A 16,875-nucleotide genomic window follows, 5' to 3' on the forward strand; every position below is an offset into this window, starting at 1 on the left:
ATTGTCTGTCGGACATGACAGACACGGTTTGCTTGAAAATAGCGGCACACTTAGTAGAAAGCCTGCCGTAATGGCGGGTAGATTTGGGTTGTTTGCGACAAATTCAAGGGAAAAAGTAAAAATTTCTATGTAGTCTTTCCAAATATTTTCATACGCAAAAATGCCCGATCACTTATTTTTCAGACGGCCTGACATACAAACTGCAAAATTCGTTTAAAAACAACACAATTTCTTTACAAATGCAACACAACTCTTTACAACTATTTCTTTTTAATGCATTATTATAAATGATGATTATTCTTAATTGCATATTTTAAAGATAATTTCTCTTTATTTGCTTTTATTTTTTATTACTGTCATTTTATTAAGGACATTTCTCAATGAATACGCCCCTGTTTCGACTGAGCCTGCTGTCACTGACACTGGCGGCCGGTTTTGCACACGCAGAAAATGAAGCCAAAGACAATGTTGTGCTTGATACCGTTACCGTTAAAGGTGACCGCCAAGGCAGCAAAATCAAAACCAATATCGTCACCCTTCGTCAAAAAGACGAAAGCACATCAACCGATTTGCGCGAATTATTAAAAGAAGAACCTGCCATCGATTTCGGCGGCGGTAACGGCACATCCCAACACATGACCTTGCGCGGCATGGGTCAGAACTCTGTCGACATCAAGGTGGACAACGCCTATTCCGACAGCCAAATACTGTATCACCAAGGCCGTTTCATCATCGACCCTGCGCTGGTCAAAATCGTCTCCGTACAGAAAGGCGCGGGCTCGGCATCTGCCGGTATTGGTGCGACCAACGGCGCGATTATTACTAAAACAGTCGATGCCGAAGACTTGCTAAAAGGTTTGGACAAAAACTGGGGCGTGCGCCTCAGCAGCGGCTATGCCAGCAATGACGGCGTAAACTACGGCGCCAGCGTGTTCGGAAAAGCCGGCAACTTCGACGGCTTATTCTCTTACAACCGCAACGATGAAAAAGATTACGAAGCAGGTAAAGGCTACAAAAGTCCCAACGGCGGCAAAACCGTACCTTACAGCGCACTGGACAAACGCAGCTACCTGGCCAAAATCGGAACAACCTTCGGCGACGGCGACCACCGCATCGTGTTGAGCCACATGAAAGACCAGCACCGGGGCATCCGTACTGTGCGTGAAGAGTTTACAATCTTCGAGTCCAACCCTGCAAAAGACAGGCAGAAACCCTCATACCGTGAAACTACCCAATCCAACACCAACTTGGAGTACACGGGTAAAAACCTGGGCTTTGTCGAAAAACTGAACGCCAACGCCTATGTGTTGGAAAACGAACGCTATTCCGCCGATGACAGCGGCAGCGGTTACGCAGGCAATGTGGCAGGTCCGACCACAACCAAAATCACCACCAAAGGTGCAAATATCAACTTCGACAGCCGCCTTGCCGAAAAAACCCTGTTGAAATACGGTGTCAACTACCGCCATCAGGAAATCAAACCTCATACCTTCCTGAATTCGCAATACACCAGCACCAATGCCGCCCTGCAAAGTCTGGTACGCGGATACAGCCTGACCAACCCGACCAAAACCGATTACGGCGTGTATGTCGAAGCCATCCAAGATATCGGCGATGTTACCCTGACCGGCGGTCTGCGTTACGACCATTTCGATATCAAAACCCATGACGGCAAATCGGTTTCAGACGGCAAAGTCAACCCGAGTCTGGGCGTAATTTACCAACCTGTCGAAAACTTGAGCTTCAGCGTAAGCCACAACTACGCCAGCCGCAGCCCGCGCCTGTATGACGCGCTGCAAACCCACGGCAAACGCGGCATCATCTCGATTGCCGACGGCACTAAAGCTGAACGCGCGCGCAATACCGAAATCGGCTTCAACTACAACGACGGCACGTTTGCCGCAAACGGCAGCTACTTCTGGCAGACCATCAAAGACGCGCTTGCCAATCCGCAAAACCGCCACGACTCTGTCGCCATCCGTGAAGCCGTCAACGCCGGCTACGTCAAAAACCACGGTTACGAATTAGGCGCGTCCTACCGTACAGGCGGCCTGACTGCCAAAGTCGGCGTAAGCCACAGCAAACCGCGTTTTTACGATACGCACAAAGATAAATTGTTAAGCGCGAACCCCGAGTTTGGCGCACAAACCGGCCGCACTTGGACGGCCTCCCTTGCCTACCGCTTCCAAAATCCGAATCTGGAAATCGGCTGGCGCGGACGCTATGTTCAAAAAGCCGTGGGTTCGATATTGGTGGCAGGTCAAAAAGGTCGCGACGGCAAACTGGAAAACGTTGTACGCCAAGGTTTCGGTGTGAACGATGTCTTCGCCAACTGGAAACCGCTGGGCAAAGACACGCTCAATGTCAATCTTTCAGTCAACAACGTGTTTAACAAGTTCTACTATCCGCACAGCCAACGCTGGACCAATACCCTACCAGGTACCGGACGTGATGTACGCTTGGGCGTGAACTACCGCTTCTAAGCAATCAGCTTGAAAAAGCCGTCTGAAAACAAAAGTTTTCAGACGGCATCTAGCTTTATAATCCGATACAAGTTATCATTTCGATTTACTTTATTTCCGACTACGGAGAAACTCTATGTTACGTTTGACCGCTTTAGCCGTATGCTGCACCCTCGCTTTGGGTGCGTGTTCACCAAAAGATTCTGCTTCCAATCAGGCGCAAACTGCTTCCGCTTCTGCCGCACAAACCGAAGGTGCAAGCCTGACCATTAAAACGGCTCGCGGCGATGCGAAAGTGCCGCAAAATCCAGAGCGTATCGCCGTTTACGATTTGGGCATGCTCGATACTTTAAACAAACTGGGCGTGAAAACCGGTTTGTCCGTCGACAAAAACCGCCTGCCCTACTTGGACGAATATTTCAAAACCACGAAACCTGCCGGCACGCAGTTTGAGCCTGACTACGAAGCACTCAACGCTTACAAACCGCAGCTCATCATCATCGGCAGCCGTGCAGCCAAAGCGTTTGACAAGTTGAACGAGATCGCACCGACCATCGAGATGACCGCCGAAACCGCCAATCTGAAAGAAAGCTCAAAAGAGCGCATCGACGCACTGGGTCAAATCTTCGGCAAACAGGCCGAAGCGGACAAGCTGAAAGCGGAAATCGATGCTTCGTTTGAAGCGGCGAAAACTGCTGCGCAAGGCAAAGGCAAGGGTTTGGTGGTATTGGTCAACGGCGGTAAGATGTCGGCTTTCGGCCCTTCCTCACGTTTGGGCGGTTGGTTGCATAAAGACATCGGCGTTCCCGCTGTTGATGAATCGATTAAAGAAGGCAGCCACGGCCAGCCTATCAGCTTTGAATACCTGAAAGAGAAAAACCCTGATTGGCTGTTTGTTTTGGACCGCAGCGCGGCCATCGGCGAAGAAGGTCAGGCTGCGAAAGATGTGTTGAACAATCCACTGGTTGCCGAAACAACCGCTTGGAAAAAAGGACAGGTGGTTTACCTTGTTCCTGAAACTTATTTGGCAGCCGGCGGCGCGCAAGAATTGCTGAATGCTTCCAAACAGGTAAGCGATGCGTTTAATGCAGCCAAATAATTCGGTGCGGGCATAGCCGCCCGCTTCTTTCAGACGGCCTGAAAGGTTTGATGATGCACAGGATCAAGCTGCTTGACCTGAAGTCATTGGATTTGGGCCGTCTGAAAATACATGGTGCAAATGGACAATTTTTGCCTGTTTGCATCTGTTTTTATGATGGGCAAACCTGCCTTTTTTGCCAAATACCTTAACCCTTCTTTCAGACGGCCTTATTTTTTCCGAACCATTTTATGTTTCACAAACCTTCATTTTTAAATGCGGTCAACGGTGTGGCGCTGCTGATATTGTTTGCCGTCAGCCTGTCGGTCGGCGTGGCCGAATTCAAATGGTCCGCCCTGTTTTCGCTATCCGACAGTCAACAGGTCATGTTCATCAGCCGCCTGCCGCGCACGTTTGCGATTGTGCTGACGGGTGCGTCGATGTCGGTGGCCGGTATGATTATGCAGATTTTGATGCGCAACCGTTTTGTCGAACCGTCGATGGTGGGCGCAAGCCAAAGCGCGGCTTTGGGTTTGCTGTTGATGACCCTGCTGCTTCCGGCCGCGCCGCTGCTGGCAAAAATGTCGGTTGCCGCCGTTGCCGCGCTGATCGGGATGTTGGTCTTTATGCTGCTGATCCGCCGCCTGCCGCCGACCGCGCAACTGATGGTGCCTTTAGTCGGGATTATTTTCGGCGGTGTGATTGAAGCGGTGGCCACCTTTATCGCGTATGAAAACGAAATGTTGCAAATGCTCGGCGTGTGGCAACAGGGCGATTTTTCCGGCGTATTGCTCGGGCGGTATGAATTGTTGTGGGCAACGGGGATTTTGGCTTTGTTTGCCTATTTGATTGCTGACCAGCTGACAATTTTGGGTTTGGGCGAAACGGTGAGCGTGAACTTGGGGCTGAACCGGACGGCGATTCTGTGGTCGGGGCTGATTATTGTGGCGCTGATTACGTCTTTGGTGGTCGTGACAGTCGGCAATATTCCGTTTATCGGCTTGGTCGTGCCGAACATCATCAGCCGCCTGATGGGCGACAAACTGCGTCAAAGCCTGCCTGCGGTGGCCTTGCTGGGCGCGTCTTTGGTGTTGCTGTGCGATATTGTCGGACGCGTGATTGTGTTTCCGTTTGAAATTCCGGTCTCTACGGTTTTTGGTGTGATGGGGACGGCTTTGTTTTTGTGGCTTTTATTAAGGAAACCTGCTCATGCCGTCTGAAAAAAATATCGGTTTTATGGCAGGAAGCAGCCGTCCGTTGTGGGTGGCCTTTGCGCTGTTGCTGGTTTCCTGTGTTCTGTTTATGACGCTCAACGTCAAAGGCGATTGGGACTTTGTCTTGCACCTGCGCCTGACCAAGCTTGCCGCGCTGCTGATGGTCGCCTATGCGGTCGGCGTGTCCACTCAACTCTTCCAAACGCTGACCAACAACCCGATTCTGACCCCTTCGATTTTGGGTTTCGATTCGCTGTATGTGTTTTTGCAGACCTTGCTGGTGTTTACGCTCGGCGGCGTGGGCTATGCTTCCCTGCCGTTGACGGGAAAATTCGGCTTTGAACTGGTCGTCATGATGGGCGGCTCGCTGCTGCTGTTCTACACGCTTATCAAACAGGGCGGACGCGATTTGTCGCGCATGATTTTAATCGGCGTGATTTTCGGGATTTTGTTCCGCAGCCTGTCATCGCTGCTTTCGCGCATGATTGATCCCGAAGAATTTACCGCCGCGCAGGCGAATATGTTTGCCACCTTCAATACTGTCCATTCAGAATTGTTGGGCATCGGCGCAATCGTGTTGCTCATCAGCGCCGCCGTGATCTGGCGCGAACGCCATCGCCTCGATGTTTACCTACTCGGCCGCAATCAAGCCGTCAATTTGGGCATCAACTACACGCGCAACACCTTATGGCTGCTGTTGTGGATCGCCGCGCTGGTTGCGACCGCCACTGCCGTTGTCGGCCCAGTGAGCTTTTTCGGCCTGCTGGTTGCCGCGCTGGCCAACCATTTTTCCCCGTCGGTAAAACATTCCGTCCGCCTGCCCATGACTTTTTGTGTCGGCGGCATCCTGTTGGTCGGCGGGCAAACCATCTTCGAACACTTCCTCGGCATGCAGGCTGTATTGAGCGTGGTCGTCGAATTTGCAGGCGGATTGGTATTTTTATATTTGGTGTTGAAAAAGAAATAAATTAAACGTGCCCAACCGCTCGCAAAAATAAACTCAGGCCGTCTGAAACCTTCAGACGGCCTAAGCAAACCCATAAAGGACAACCCTCATGACACAAGAACGCCTCCCTTCATTCTTCGATAATGCCCCGACCATTACCGTCCAAGACGCATTGGCCGACTTCCTCGGCGCAGCCGAAAACGGCACCCTCACTTACCGCTACGCCGATGCCGTGCGCCTGTGCGGCCACTCCTGCCCGACTGTCGCCGGTGCCTACCTGATGGTGGTCAAAGGCCTGAAAGCCCTTTACGGCGTAGAGCTGCCGCAACGCGGCGACATCGAAGCCTTTATGCAGGGCGAGCGTGACGAAGGCACGACCGGCGTGACCGCTTCCGTCGTCCAACTCCTTACCGGTGCGGCACCTGAAACCGGCTTTGGCGGCGTAGGCCCAGCCGGGCGCTTTGCCCGCCGCCACCTCTTGTCCTTTGGTGCAGGCGAAATCAACGGCACACTCGCGCTCCGCCGCCGCGATACCGGCAAAACCGTTGCCGTCAGCCTCAACGCCGCGCTCCAACCCTTTGCGCCGCAAATGCGCGACATCATGCCCAAAGCCGTCAGTGGCAGCGCAAGTGCCGACGAACTCAAACAATTCGGCGAGCTTTGGCAAGAACGCGTTCGCGCCTTCCTGATTGACCAAGCCGACAATCCCGAATTTGTCACCGTCAGTGAAATCTAAAAACACCATACAGGAATAAAATTCAGACGGCCTCATGCTGAAAGGCTGTCTGAAACCCCAACTTCCCATTTTCGGACCCGCCTATGATTACCATCCGCAACGTCAGCCACACCATCGGCAGCAACCCCATCCTCAACGACGTCAGCCTCGACATTCCCGAAGGCGGCATTACCGCGCTGATCGGCCCGAACGGCGCAGGCAAGTCCACCCTCCTCTCCTTTATGGCGCGCCTGCAGCCCTTGATACACGGCAACATCAGCTACGCAGGCAAAGACATCAAAACCACCCCCACCGCCGAACTCGCCCGCACGCTCTCCATCCTCACCCAAGAAAACAGCATCATGAGCCGCATTACCGTGCGCGACCTGCTCATGTTCGGCCGTTATCCCTACCACCAAGGCAGGCCGTCTGAAAACGACAAAACCATCGTCGAAGAAGCGCTTGCCGAGTTCCACCTGCAAGACTTTGCCGACCGTTACCTGACCGAGCTTTCCGGCGGCCAACGCCAACGCGCCATGATTGCCATGGTATTCTGCCAGCGCACCGACTACGTTTTACTCGACGAACCGCTGAACAACCTCGACATGTATCATGCCCGCTCCCTCATGCAGATCCTGCGCCGGCTGACCGACGAACACAAACGCACCACCGTCGTCGTCCTGCACGATATCAACCAGGCCGCCGCCTACGCCGATTACGTCGTCGCCATGAAAAACGGCCAAGTCGCCATGCAGGGCAAGCCCAACGATATTTTCACCGCCGAAAACATCAAAACCTTATTCGATATGGACGTCAACGTCCTCGATTACGAAGGCAAAAAACTGGTTATCCACCATATCTAAATCCGACAAAAAGGCCGTCTGAAACCCGATTGTTCAGGTTTCAGACGGCCTTTGTCTATTCACAGCATTTATTTTTTATCGTACAAACCGCGCACCACGCGACCGATCGCGGCAATGCCTTTTTCCAGCGTTTCCGCATCCTGCGCAATGCTCATACGGATACACTCGTGTGCGTGCGGATAGTCTTGCCTATCAATGCCGACAAAGAAATGCTCGCCCGGAATAATCAGCGTGCCTTCAGCCTTGAGCATTTCGTACAAGGTTTGCGACGAAACAGGCAGGTTTTCAAACCAAAGCCACAAGAAAATCGCACCTTCAGGCTTATGAATTTTCAACGGATACGCACCCAACTCACGCTTGAGCAGGGAGACCGCCGTTTGCGCCTGCCGACGGTAAAACGGCTGAATCACTTGGTCGGCCAGCTGTTTCAGACGGCCGTCGTTTAACAGCGGAGCCGCAATCGCCGCGCCGAAACGCGTAGGCGACAAGTTCACAATCGCATTCAAACTGCTGACGGCTTTGACCACTTCCGGCGCGGCGACAATAATGCCGGTACGCACACCGGGCAGGCCGATTTTAGAAAGGCTGAAGCAGAGGATAATGTTTTCGTGCCAGTTGAGCGTCACATCGCTGTAAATAATATTCGGGAACGGCATTCCGTAAGCGTTGTCGATAATCAGCGGAATCCCGTGTTCCTGCGCCAAAGCTTCCAAACGCGCCATCTCGCCGTCGGTCAGCACATTACCGGTCGGGTTGGTCGGGCGCGAACAGCAAATCGCACCGATTTTGCCCTCTTTCAATTCAGGCAGGCTCTCCAGCGCGTCAAAGTCCACGCGGTATTTGAAGAAGCCCGCTTTGCCTTCGTGTTCGACATTTTCGATTTTCGGCTTCACCGAAATAAAATGCTGCCCTTCGACATGCACGTCGGCATAACCGATATATTCAGGCGCAAGCGGCAACAAAATCGCTTTTTCAGCCGTTTGGCTGTTTGAAAGATTGAATTTGCCGCCAAACAGGTTGAACAAATAGAAAAACGCGTTTTGCGAACCATTGGTCAACGCGATATTGTCCGCCGTCAGATTCCAGCCGTATTCGCGGTTGAGAAACTCAGTCAAAGCCGCAATCAGCGCCGCATCGCCCTGCGGATTGGAATAATTGCCGATATTCTCAACAGCGTGTTCCGCTGCCAACTTGGAAAACACATCGGCGAACACCGCATTGACTTCAGCGATCCGCGCCGGATTGCCGCCGCCGAGCATGTTGACGGGCTTGTCGCTTTTGAGCGCGTCGCCCAAATCGTCCATCAACTGCAAAATACCGCTGTGTTGTGTGAATTTTTCGCCGAATGCTGAAAACTGCATGGAAACTCCGTTGCTGGGTGTGTAAAAAAATAAACCGCTATTATAAGAACAAAGGCCGTCTGAAAACCAGTTATCCTGATTTTTCAGACGGCCTATTTGACGGAATGGTGGCTTGATACAACCTTATTGGTCTACAGGTATTATTTCTTCCTGCCAAAAATCAATGATATTACCGACAAGATCAAAAAACCGGCAAATAAAATTTTGGCTATGCCTGCCGCACTACCTGCAATACCACCGAAACCTAATACAGCCGCAATAATAGCGATTATAAAGAAAACGATCGAATAATGAAGCATGATTTTTTCCTTTCGGTTTATATAAAAACAGTCGAGTGAGACACGACCGTTTATTGGGAAATTCAACGGTCTTAGCTGTTCAACCAATCATCAATTTCTTTTTCAGCTTCATCTTTAGTGCGACCGTAACGCTCTTGGATTTTACCAGCCAACTGATCGCGCTTGCCTTCGATGATTTCTAAATCATCGTTTGTCAACTCGCCCCATTTTTCTTTGGCTTTACCTTTGAGTTGCTCCCATTTTCCTTTGATAATATCTTCATTCATGGTTATACCATCCTATCTTATTGATTAATATTTAACTCACGGATAAAACCGCTTGCATTTAACCTTACTTGATAATTTTTTAATTTGCAAGCAATGCCAATGCTGATTTTTTAATCAGCTACCCAATATTTTATTAATTTCATAAATAATCAATAAGTTATATAAAATTGTTAAATTTTGAAAATATTAAGATATTATTGATTACCGCCTTTTAAGTGTATTCTTTAAATCAATCGACCTCACTATAAAAAACAGGCCGTCTGAAAATCTTTCAGACGGCCTTTACTATCCAATCTTTCCTTTAACGGCCAAAATTCTCGCGGCGTTCGCGCCAGTCTTGGCGGATGGAGCCGCTTTTGCCGACCGGAGTATCTTGTTCGACTTCCCAAATAAAATTCGTTCCGCCACCAATCGGATGCGAACCGCGCAAGCCGATGTGGCTGCCTTGATCGGCAACGGCGGTTCGGCTATATGTTTGGCCGCCGAAACGGGTTTGCGAGGTTTCGATGCCGCTTTTGATGTTGCCGTAAAGCTGTACGTCGGCGTGTGCGGCAAGTGCGGCGGTGGAAAGTGCGGCAGTGAGGAGAAGTTTCAAGTTCATGGTTTATCCTTTTTTGGAGAGGAATTGTGTGACGATTGTATCGGCCTTGTGCGTAAACAAGTTACAATTCTTGCAAAATCTGACAGGAGTTTTGATGATGCGCTCTTTACGCGCCGCCGCTGTGCAAATGGTGTCGTCTACCGACCCCGAAACCAATATTGCCACCATGAGGCGACTTGTCCGCGAGGCGGCCGAACAAGGGGCGGATTGGGTGTTGCTGCCCGAATATTGGCCGCTGATGGGCAAAAGCGATACGGACAAGCTGGCATTTGCCGAGCCTTTGGACGATGGACGCGTTGGCGAAACCTGCCACACCCGTTTTCAGACGGCCTTAAGCGAAACGGCAAGGGAATGCGGCGTGGTGTTGTTTGGCGGTACGGTTCCGCTGCAAGGCCCAGACGCTGGCAAAGTGATGAACACGATGCTGGTGTATGACCGCGACGGCAACCGAGTCGGGCTTTACCACAAAATGCACCTTTTCGGCTTTTCCGGTTTGGGCGAACGCTACGCCGAAGCCGATACGATACTGGCGGGAAGCGATGTGCCGAAACTGAGCGTGGACGATGTTCCGCTGGCGGCCGGTGTCTGCTACGATTTGCGCTTTCCTGAGTTTTTCCGCGCCCAGCAGCCGTTTGATGTTTTGCTGTTGCCGGCTGCATTTACCTACACGACCGGCAAGGCGCATTGGGAATTGCTGCTGCGCGCCCGTGCGGTGGAAAACCAATGCTACGTCATTGCGTCGGCACAAGGCGGACTGCATGAAAGCGGCCGCCGCACATTCGGCCACAGTATGATTATCGACCCTTGGGGCGATGTGTTGGCGACGTTGCCGGAAGGCGAAGGCGTGATTTGTGCCGATTTGGATACCGCGCGCCTGCAAAGCGTGCGCACGCGCCTGCCAGCCCTGAAACACCGATTACTTTAAACACGCACTATGTCCCAGCTCCAACCCACACGCATTCTCGGCATTGATCCCGGCAGTCGCGTGACCGGCTTCGGCGTGATTGATGTCCACGGCCGCGAGCATCATTATGTTGCTTCCGGCTGTATCAAAACGCCGACCGGCGCGTCGCTTTCCGAACGCATCGCCGTGATTGTCCGCCATATCGACGAAATCATCCGCCACTATCAGCCTCATCAGGCGGCCATCGAGCAAGTGTTCGTCAACGTCAACCCGGCCGCGACTTTGATGCTCGGTCAGGCACGCGGTGCGGCGATTGCCGCTTTAGTCATGCACGATTTGCCCGTATTTGAATACACCGCGCTTCAGGTCAAGCAGGCTGTGGTCGGCAAGGGCAAGGCCGCCAAAGAGCAGGTGCAGCATATGGTGGTCCAAATGCTTGCACTTTCAGGCACGCCTCAAGCCGATGCCGCCGACGGACTCGCCGTCGCCCTTACCCACGCCCTGCGCAATCACGGATTGGCTTCGCAACTCAACCCTGACGGCCTACAGGTCAAGCGCGGCCGTTTCCAATGGTAAGCCGACATTCAGGCCGTCTGAAATAGTGTTCCAGCCCGTTTTCAGACGGCCTTTCGGTTATAATAACCCTTTGCCCACATACAGCGAGCCTTCATGAAAGCCGCCTTCCTTTTTCTCTACCTCATCCGCCTGCTGCCTTTTTGCGTGTTGCACAAGATTGCCGACGCGATCGGCATTCTCGCTTATTACGCGGTCAAACCGCGCCGCAAAGTCGGCGAGGTCAACCTCAAAAAATGCTTTCCCGAGCTGAGCGACAGCCAGCGCACTGCCCTGCTCAAACGCCATTTCCAACACATGGCCAAGCTGATGCTCGAATACGGCCTCTACTGGTACGCGCCTGCGGACAAGCTGCGCTCGTTGGTACGCTATCAAGACAAACACCATCTCGATGAAGCCCTCGCCGCCGGCGAAAAAGTCATCATCCTCTATCCGCACTTTACCGCATTTGAAATGGCGGTTTACACGCTCAATCAGGATGTGCCGCTGACCAGCATGTATTCGCACCAAAAAAACAAAGCCCTGGACGAGCAAATCCTGAAAGGCCGCCATCGCTACAACAATGTGTTCCTGATCGGCCGCACAGAAGGCCTGCGCGCCATCATCAAACACCTGCGCAAAAGCGATGCGCCCTTTCTTTATCTGCCCGACCAAGACTTCGGCCGCAACGATTCCATTTTCGTCAATTTCTTCGGCATTCAGACGGCCACGATTACCGGCCTCAGCCGTATCGCCGGCATGACCAAAGCCAAAATCATTCCCGCCATCCCCACGCGCGAAGCCGACAATACCGTAACCCTGCGCTTCTATCCGGCTTGGGACAATTTCCCGACCGAAGATGTCGAAGCCGACACCCAGCGCATGAACGACTTCATCGAAGAGCGGGTACGCGAGCATCCCGAACAATATTTCTGGCTGCACAAACGCTTCAAAACCCGTCCCGAAGGCGAAAGCAGCTTTTATTGACTACATCGAATTACAATTTAAATATGCAAAAGCGGCAAAATCCTTCTTTCTCCGCTTTCTCATTTTAATTGAATCAAACCAAAATTCATGTTCGAATCCAAACAATCAAATAATATTCCGCTTTAAAAACAGATTTTTTCAGTGCAATTGAAACTTTCAAACAACCCTATATTTTTTCTCAAACGAAAAACGTCCAGTTTAATACACTTTTTCATTTATATATTAAATTTAATTTATTTTAAAAACAATATGTTACAAAATAGTTCATCTGAAAAAATACATTTTAATCATCCAAAATATGAAATAAAATTAAATTATAATTTAAAAAAATAAAATAAATATCTAACTTTTGAATAATTATGAAATATAATTGCAAAAATATGACAAAATCTGAAATTTATACCGAAACAAGTCTTCAGAAAAAAATACTTGGCAAACTGTAAAAATTCGCGTAAATTTCACTACATTAAATTACAAAATGTTCAAACGGCCTCGCCGGTTTTAGATACTTTTGTAAACAGTTTTCTGATATTGCAAGAAATTGCGGTATTTTAGAGGATTTCGGTGCAATGCCCGAAATGAAAGTTTACTGATGCAGAGTTGAGCTGCATCTGTAAAGCCGCAGGTGAAAGCCTGTATTGTTTGTGAAGCGTAAATCTCTGATTTGAGGTATTGGGGCAATCCTGTGGGGGATTGCCTCTTTTTTTATCTGCGCCGTCATGCCACAATGACATCATCCCTTATCCAACCCGATCACGCCATGACTCCGATACTCGCCTTCGACATTGAAACCATTCCCGACGTACACGGCATCCGCCAGCTTTACGATTTGCCAGCCGATTTGCCCGACAACGAAGTCGTCCTGTTTGCCCAGCAGCAACGCCGTGCCAAAACCGGCAGCGACTTTATGCAACACCATCTGCACCAAGTCGTCGCCATCTCCTGCTGTATGCGCTGGGGGCAAGACAAAATCCGCGTCAGTACCATCGGCGATCCCGAAGACAGCGAAGAAGTCATGATTGCCAAGTTCTTCGAGGTCATCGAAAACTATACGCCGCAACTTGTCAGCTGGAACGGCGGCGGTTTCGATCTGCCCGTCCTCCACTACCGCGCCCTGATACACGGCATCAGCGCCGCCCGCTATTGGGACATGGGCGACGGCGATTTTGGCGACAGCCGCGACTTTAAGTGGAACAACTACATCAGCCGCTACCACACCCGCCATTGCGACCTGATGGATTTGCTCGCCCTCTACCAACCGCGTGCCAGCGTGCCTTTGGACGATATGGCCAAACTCTGCGGCTTCCCCGGCAAACTGGGTATGGACGGCAGCAAAGTTTGGGACGCTTATCATGCAGGCCGTCTGAAAGACATCCGCGATTATTGTGAAACCGATGCCGCCAATACCTACCTGATGTACATGCGCTTTCGCATGATGAGCGGCGCGCTCGATGCCGACGAATACGAAGTCGAAATTAAACGCATCAAACATTATCTGGCCGCACAAGCCGAAGAAAAACAACATTGGGCGGAGTTCGTCGCTGCTTGGCGTTAAACCAGGCCGTCTGAACAGACAAACCAGAAAACCAAAAGGGCGTGATCGACACGCCCTTTTTTATATTTCGACAAATCATGCCCATTAAGCAGGCAAACGCCCCAGCGTTACCCTATCCAATCCAGCCAAATCCTGTTCGGTTGCCACTTCGGCAAAACCGTTCTCAAGCATAATGTTCCGCACTGCTTCGCCTTGGTCGTAGCCGTGTTCAAACAGCAGCCAGCCGTTGGCTTTCAAGTATTTGGGGGCTTCTTGGGTAATGTGGCGGATATGGCTGAGGCCGTCTGAAAAGTCGGTCAACGCATTTTGCGGTTCAAACCTCAAATCGCCTTGCGACAAATGTTCATCGCCGTCCTCGATGTACGGCGGATTGGAAACAATCACATCGTATCGGCCTTCAGACGGCCTGTCGGTATCAAACCACGAACCCTGCGCAAACTCGACTTTTGCGCCCAATTCGGCCGCATTTTGACGGGCAGTATCCAAAGCACCAACGCTGATGTCGGATGCGCGAACATCAGCATCAACGCGTTCAAGCGCGACGGTCACGGCAATGGCGCCGCTGCCCGTCCCCAAGTCCCACACACGGCCTTGCGGCGGCAAGCGTTTGAGCACGGCTTCCACCAAATGCTCGGTTTCAGGGCGTGGAATCAGCACATGGGGATTGACGGCAAAACGTCTCCCGTAAAACTCGCGTTCGCCCAACAGATAGGCCATCGGCTCGCCTTTCAGACGGCGTTGAGCCAAAGCCTCCAAGGTTTGCAGGGCAGAGTCTGCCAAATCGTCCGTACCGCGTGTAACCAGTTGCGCGCGCGTGTAACCCAGTGCATATTGCAACAACATCCGCGCTTCATTTTTGGGCAGCGCCGATTGGCGCAGCCATTCATCAAGCGTCATTTTTCGTCCCATCTGCCAGCATTGTTGCTTTTCTTTCCTTATTCTTTCCGGCAAACGTGCCGATGGTGGCAACCGCAAATGCGGCATACCACAAATAAAATCCTGCACCGTAGCGCACAATATCCGATGTATTCCCTGCTTCATCAACGTGTACGGCTTTCACACTGAAAGCCACCAGCGCCAAGCCCCAAAGTGCCGCATGGACAGGCACGACCTTCTTCCGCAACGCCAACAAAACAATGGCCGCCAACCAAACATAATTAGCATAGGCCGCACAATATCTGATGTCCAAAGAAGCAAATATCGACCCCAAAATCAAAACGGTCAAACCCTTCATGCTTTCATGATTGCCCAAATAAAATGCAACATTGGACAAAGACGCGATCCACAGGGCAACCGACACCAGCAACATCACTATGAGAAAACTTGATTTCCGATTCTGTTCCTGCATGGTTTTATCCTAATGTAAAAGGCCGTCTGAAACCTTTCAGACGGCCTGCCGTTTAAATTTCGCTACCGCCGACGGTCAGTCCGGCATCAATCCTCAGGGTCGGTTGTCCGACGCCGACAGGAACACTCTGCCCTTCTTTGCCGCAGACGCCGATACCGCTGTCGAGCGCAGTGTCGTTGCCTATCATGGAAACATGTTTCAGCACTTCGGGGCCGTTGCCGATGATGGTCGCGCCTTTGACAGGATATTGCAGCTTGCCGCCTTCCACCCACCACGCTTCGGATGCGCTGAACACGAACTTGCCGCTGGTAATGTCCACTTGTCCGCCGCCGAAATTGACGGCATAAATGCCCTTGTCGATGGACGCGATGATTTCTTCCGGCTCATAGCCGCCGTTTTCCATAAAGGTATTGGTCATGCGCGGCATAGGCGCAGAAGCGTAACTTTCGCGGCGACCGTTGCCGGTCGATTGCGTACCCATCAAGCGGGCGTTGGTTTCGTCCTGCATATAGCCGACCAAAATACCGTCTTCAATCAATACGGTGCGGCGGGTTTCGTTGCCTTCGTCGTCGATATTGAGCGAACCGCGTCTGTCGGCAATATCGCCTTGATCCACAACGGTCACGCCTTTGGCGGCCACGCGCTCGCCGATTCTGCCGGAGAAAACGCTGGTTTCTTTGCGGTTGAAATCGCCTTCCAAACCATGTCCGACCGCTTCGTGCAGCAACACGCCCGGCCAGCCGTTGCCCAAAACGACGGTCATCTCGCCGGCAGGCGCAGGACGGGATTCGAGATTGGTCAGGGCTTGTTTGACGGCGGAATCGACAAACCGATGCACCAAGTTTTCATCGAAATACGCCAAATCATAACGTCCGCCACCACCCGCGCTGCCCTGCTCGCGACGCTCGCCTTGCTTGGCAATGACGGTTACGTTCATGCGTACCATCGGGCGGATGTCGGCAGCGTGTTTGCCGTCCAGACGGGCGATGTACACCATGTCGTATTCGCAGGTCAAACCGGCCATCACTTGCACGATACGCGGATCGGCGGCTTTGGCCAGCGTTTCAACTTTGTTCAACAGCGCGACTTTGGCAGCGGAATCAAGGCTGGCAATAGGGTCAATCGCCATGTGGACAGGCTTGCCGTAGGCAGGTGTCGGCACTTTGACGCTGGCCTCGTTGCCGGCCGCACCAATCACGCGCACGGCTTTGGCAGAGCGGTTGATCGAATCGATACACAGGCTGTCGGCGTAGGCAAAAGCGGTTTTATCGCCCGAAACGGCACGCACGCCCACGCCCTGATCAATTTGGAAGCTGCCCGATTTGACGATGCCTTCTTCCAAATGCCAACTTTCATAGGCAGTGCGCTGACAATAGATGTCGGCATAATCGACATGGTTGGCGCCGATAATGCTCAGGCTTTGGGCGAGCAAATCGGGGGAAAGATGGTTGGCTTCGAGCAAATCTCGCTGTACGGCGGCGTAGGTTTGTTGCATGATTTTTCAGACGGCCCGACAAGCAGGCAAAGTTAATTTGGTCTTGATTATACGGTATTTTATATGGCTTTGGATATGTTGATTGCTTGGGTTTATGAGTGATTGAAACAAATCAAAAGGCCGTCTGAAATATAGGGTTGAAATGTTTGCCTTACCCTATTTCAATCGGCCTGTTCGTTTGACGTTTAGACGGCCTTTTCAATCATGGCAAAGCCGATACCGCAATTTA

General features: G+C 51.6%; 17 protein-coding genes. 10 read left to right on the plus strand and 7 right to left on the minus strand.

Features of this window, described 5'->3' with window-relative positions; genetic code table 11:
- Positions 1 to 380 precede the first annotated feature (380 nt).
- The 6 genes from ACTHSW_RS04805 to ACTHSW_RS04830 all read left to right on the plus strand — a co-directional run bounded on the left by ACTHSW_RS04805 (position 381) and on the right by ACTHSW_RS04830 (position 7,278).
- The gene (locus tag ACTHSW_RS04805; RefSeq protein ID WP_070460546.1) at positions 381 to 2,483 is read left to right on the plus strand and encodes a TonB-dependent siderophore receptor; all 2,103 of its coding nucleotides are present in this window, start codon (positions 381 to 383) and stop codon (positions 2,481 to 2,483) included.
- Positions 2,484 to 2,598: 115 nt separating this feature from the next.
- Positions 2,599 to 3,561, plus strand: coding sequence for a siderophore ABC transporter substrate-binding protein (locus ACTHSW_RS04810; RefSeq protein ID WP_070460548.1), 963 nt, complete (start codon positions 2,599 to 2,601; stop codon positions 3,559 to 3,561).
- 230 nt (positions 3,562 to 3,791) lie between these two features.
- Complete coding sequence (locus tag ACTHSW_RS04815; protein ID WP_070460550.1) at positions 3,792 to 4,760, plus strand: ABC transporter permease; 969 nt, start codon at positions 3,792 to 3,794, stop codon at positions 4,758 to 4,760.
- The gene (locus ACTHSW_RS04820) at positions 4,750 to 5,721 is read left to right on the plus strand and encodes an iron chelate uptake ABC transporter family permease subunit (RefSeq protein WP_070460552.1); all 972 of its coding nucleotides are present in this window, start codon (positions 4,750 to 4,752) and stop codon (positions 5,719 to 5,721) included. Before ACTHSW_RS04815 ends, ACTHSW_RS04820 begins: the two co-directional genes overlap by 11 nt.
- Positions 5,722 to 5,809: 88 nt before the next feature.
- On the plus strand, positions 5,810 to 6,436 hold the full coding sequence (locus tag ACTHSW_RS04825; protein ID WP_070460554.1) for an FmdE family protein: 627 nt from the start codon (positions 5,810 to 5,812) through the stop codon (positions 6,434 to 6,436).
- Positions 6,437 to 6,519: 83 nt separating this feature from the next.
- The gene (locus tag ACTHSW_RS04830) at positions 6,520 to 7,278 is read left to right on the plus strand and encodes an iron ABC transporter ATP-binding protein (protein WP_070460556.1); all 759 of its coding nucleotides are present in this window, start codon (positions 6,520 to 6,522) and stop codon (positions 7,276 to 7,278) included.
- Between the two features lie 68 nt (positions 7,279 to 7,346).
- Here the strand turns inward: ACTHSW_RS04830 and ACTHSW_RS04835 are convergent, their stop codons facing one another.
- From ACTHSW_RS04835 to ACTHSW_RS04850, 4 genes are all read right to left on the minus strand, one after another.
- Positions 7,347 to 8,639 carry a valine--pyruvate transaminase gene (locus tag ACTHSW_RS04835; RefSeq protein ID WP_070460558.1) on the minus strand — a complete coding sequence of 431 codons (1,293 nt, stop codon included), beginning with the start codon at positions 8,637 to 8,639 and terminating at the stop codon, positions 7,347 to 7,349.
- Positions 8,640 to 8,779: 140 nt separating this feature from the next.
- Positions 8,780 to 8,938 carry a DUF1328 domain-containing protein gene (locus ACTHSW_RS04840; protein WP_039862543.1) on the minus strand — a complete coding sequence of 53 codons (159 nt, stop codon included), beginning with the start codon at positions 8,936 to 8,938 and terminating at the stop codon, positions 8,780 to 8,782.
- A 71-nt stretch (positions 8,939 to 9,009) separates the two neighbouring features.
- Entirely contained in the window at positions 9,010 to 9,204 is a 195-nt protein-coding gene (locus tag ACTHSW_RS04845) for a CsbD family protein (RefSeq protein ID WP_070460560.1), read from the minus strand.
- A gap of 301 nt (positions 9,205 to 9,505) precedes the next feature.
- Positions 9,506 to 9,805 (minus strand): porin, encoded by a 300-nt coding sequence (locus tag ACTHSW_RS04850; RefSeq protein WP_070460562.1) that lies wholly within the window; start codon positions 9,803 to 9,805, stop codon positions 9,506 to 9,508.
- 94 nt (positions 9,806 to 9,899) lie between these two features.
- Between ACTHSW_RS04850 and ACTHSW_RS04855 the strand changes: the two genes are divergently transcribed.
- The 4 genes from ACTHSW_RS04855 (at position 9,900) to ACTHSW_RS04870 (ending at position 13,803) form a co-directional block, all read left to right on the plus strand.
- On the plus strand, positions 9,900 to 10,730 hold the full coding sequence (locus tag ACTHSW_RS04855) for a carbon-nitrogen hydrolase family protein (RefSeq protein WP_070625238.1): 831 nt from the start codon (positions 9,900 to 9,902) through the stop codon (positions 10,728 to 10,730).
- 9 nt (positions 10,731 to 10,739) lie between these two features.
- On the plus strand, positions 10,740 to 11,285 hold the full coding sequence (gene ruvC / locus ACTHSW_RS04860) for a crossover junction endodeoxyribonuclease RuvC (protein ID WP_070625240.1): 546 nt from the start codon (positions 10,740 to 10,742) through the stop codon (positions 11,283 to 11,285).
- A gap of 78 nt (positions 11,286 to 11,363) precedes the next feature.
- Positions 11,364 to 12,248 carry a lipid A biosynthesis lauroyl acyltransferase gene (locus tag ACTHSW_RS04865; RefSeq protein ID WP_256388722.1) on the plus strand — a complete coding sequence of 295 codons (885 nt, stop codon included), beginning with the start codon at positions 11,364 to 11,366 and terminating at the stop codon, positions 12,246 to 12,248.
- Positions 12,249 to 13,008: 760 nt separating this feature from the next.
- Complete coding sequence (locus tag ACTHSW_RS04870) at positions 13,009 to 13,803, plus strand: 3'-5' exonuclease (RefSeq protein ID WP_070460568.1); 795 nt, start codon at positions 13,009 to 13,011, stop codon at positions 13,801 to 13,803.
- An 84-nt stretch (positions 13,804 to 13,887) separates the two neighbouring features.
- Here the strand turns inward: ACTHSW_RS04870 and prmC are convergent, their stop codons facing one another.
- From prmC to tldD, 3 genes are read right to left on the minus strand one after another with little or no spacing between them, the layout of a single operon-like run.
- Positions 13,888 to 14,700, minus strand: coding sequence for a peptide chain release factor N(5)-glutamine methyltransferase (gene prmC, locus ACTHSW_RS04875; protein WP_070460570.1), 813 nt, complete (start codon positions 14,698 to 14,700; stop codon positions 13,888 to 13,890).
- A complete protein-coding gene (locus tag ACTHSW_RS04880) occupies positions 14,690 to 15,151 on the minus strand; it encodes a hypothetical protein (protein ID WP_070460571.1) in 462 nt (153 codons plus the stop codon). Before ACTHSW_RS04880 ends, prmC begins: the two co-directional genes overlap by 11 nt.
- Before the next feature lie 52 nt (positions 15,152 to 15,203).
- The gene (gene tldD / locus ACTHSW_RS04885; protein WP_070460573.1) at positions 15,204 to 16,646 is read right to left on the minus strand and encodes a metalloprotease TldD; all 1,443 of its coding nucleotides are present in this window, start codon (positions 16,644 to 16,646) and stop codon (positions 15,204 to 15,206) included.
- Positions 16,647 to 16,875 lie beyond the last annotated feature (229 nt).

The organism is Neisseria sp. P0008.S004 (assembly GCF_051962755.1).
Taxonomy (GTDB): Bacteria; Pseudomonadota; Gammaproteobacteria; order Burkholderiales; family Neisseriaceae; genus Neisseria; species Neisseria subflava_A.

Bases quoted from the DNA above. Each gene is read 5' to 3' on its own strand.
- ACTHSW_RS04880 (WP_070460571.1), bottom strand. From the start codon at position 15,151: ATGCAGGAACAGAATCGGAAATCAAGTTTTCTCATAGTGATGTTGCTG.
- ruvC (WP_070625240.1), top strand. From the start codon at position 10,740: ATGTCCCAGCTCCAACCCACACGCATTCTCGGCATTGATCCCGGCAGT.
- ACTHSW_RS04820 (WP_070460552.1), top strand. From the start codon at position 4,750: ATGCCGTCTGAAAAAAATATCGGTTTTATGGCAGGAAGCAGCCGTCCG.
- ACTHSW_RS04825 (WP_070460554.1), top strand. From the start codon at position 5,810: ATGACACAAGAACGCCTCCCTTCATTCTTCGATAATGCCCCGACCATT.
- ACTHSW_RS04830 (WP_070460556.1), top strand. From the start codon at position 6,520: ATGATTACCATCCGCAACGTCAGCCACACCATCGGCAGCAACCCCATC.
- ACTHSW_RS04815 (WP_070460550.1), top strand. From the start codon at position 3,792: ATGTTTCACAAACCTTCATTTTTAAATGCGGTCAACGGTGTGGCGCTG.
- ACTHSW_RS04810 (WP_070460548.1), top strand. From the start codon at position 2,599: ATGTTACGTTTGACCGCTTTAGCCGTATGCTGCACCCTCGCTTTGGGT.
- ACTHSW_RS04840 (WP_039862543.1), bottom strand. From the start codon at position 8,938: ATGCTTCATTATTCGATCGTTTTCTTTATAATCGCTATTATTGCGGCT.
- ACTHSW_RS04850 (WP_070460562.1), bottom strand. From the start codon at position 9,805: ATGAACTTGAAACTTCTCCTCACTGCCGCACTTTCCACCGCCGCACTT.
- ACTHSW_RS04845 (WP_070460560.1), bottom strand. From the start codon at position 9,204: ATGAATGAAGATATTATCAAAGGAAAATGGGAGCAACTCAAAGGTAAA.
- ACTHSW_RS04870 (WP_070460568.1), top strand. From the start codon at position 13,009: ATGACTCCGATACTCGCCTTCGACATTGAAACCATTCCCGACGTACAC.
- ACTHSW_RS04855 (WP_070625238.1), top strand. From the start codon at position 9,900: ATGATGCGCTCTTTACGCGCCGCCGCTGTGCAAATGGTGTCGTCTACC.
- ACTHSW_RS04835 (WP_070460558.1), bottom strand. From the start codon at position 8,639: ATGCAGTTTTCAGCATTCGGCGAAAAATTCACACAACACAGCGGTATT.
- prmC (WP_070460570.1), bottom strand. From the start codon at position 14,700: ATGACGCTTGATGAATGGCTGCGCCAATCGGCGCTGCCCAAAAATGAA.
- ACTHSW_RS04805 (WP_070460546.1), top strand. From the start codon at position 381: ATGAATACGCCCCTGTTTCGACTGAGCCTGCTGTCACTGACACTGGCG.
- tldD (WP_070460573.1), bottom strand. From the start codon at position 16,646: ATGCAACAAACCTACGCCGCCGTACAGCGAGATTTGCTCGAAGCCAAC.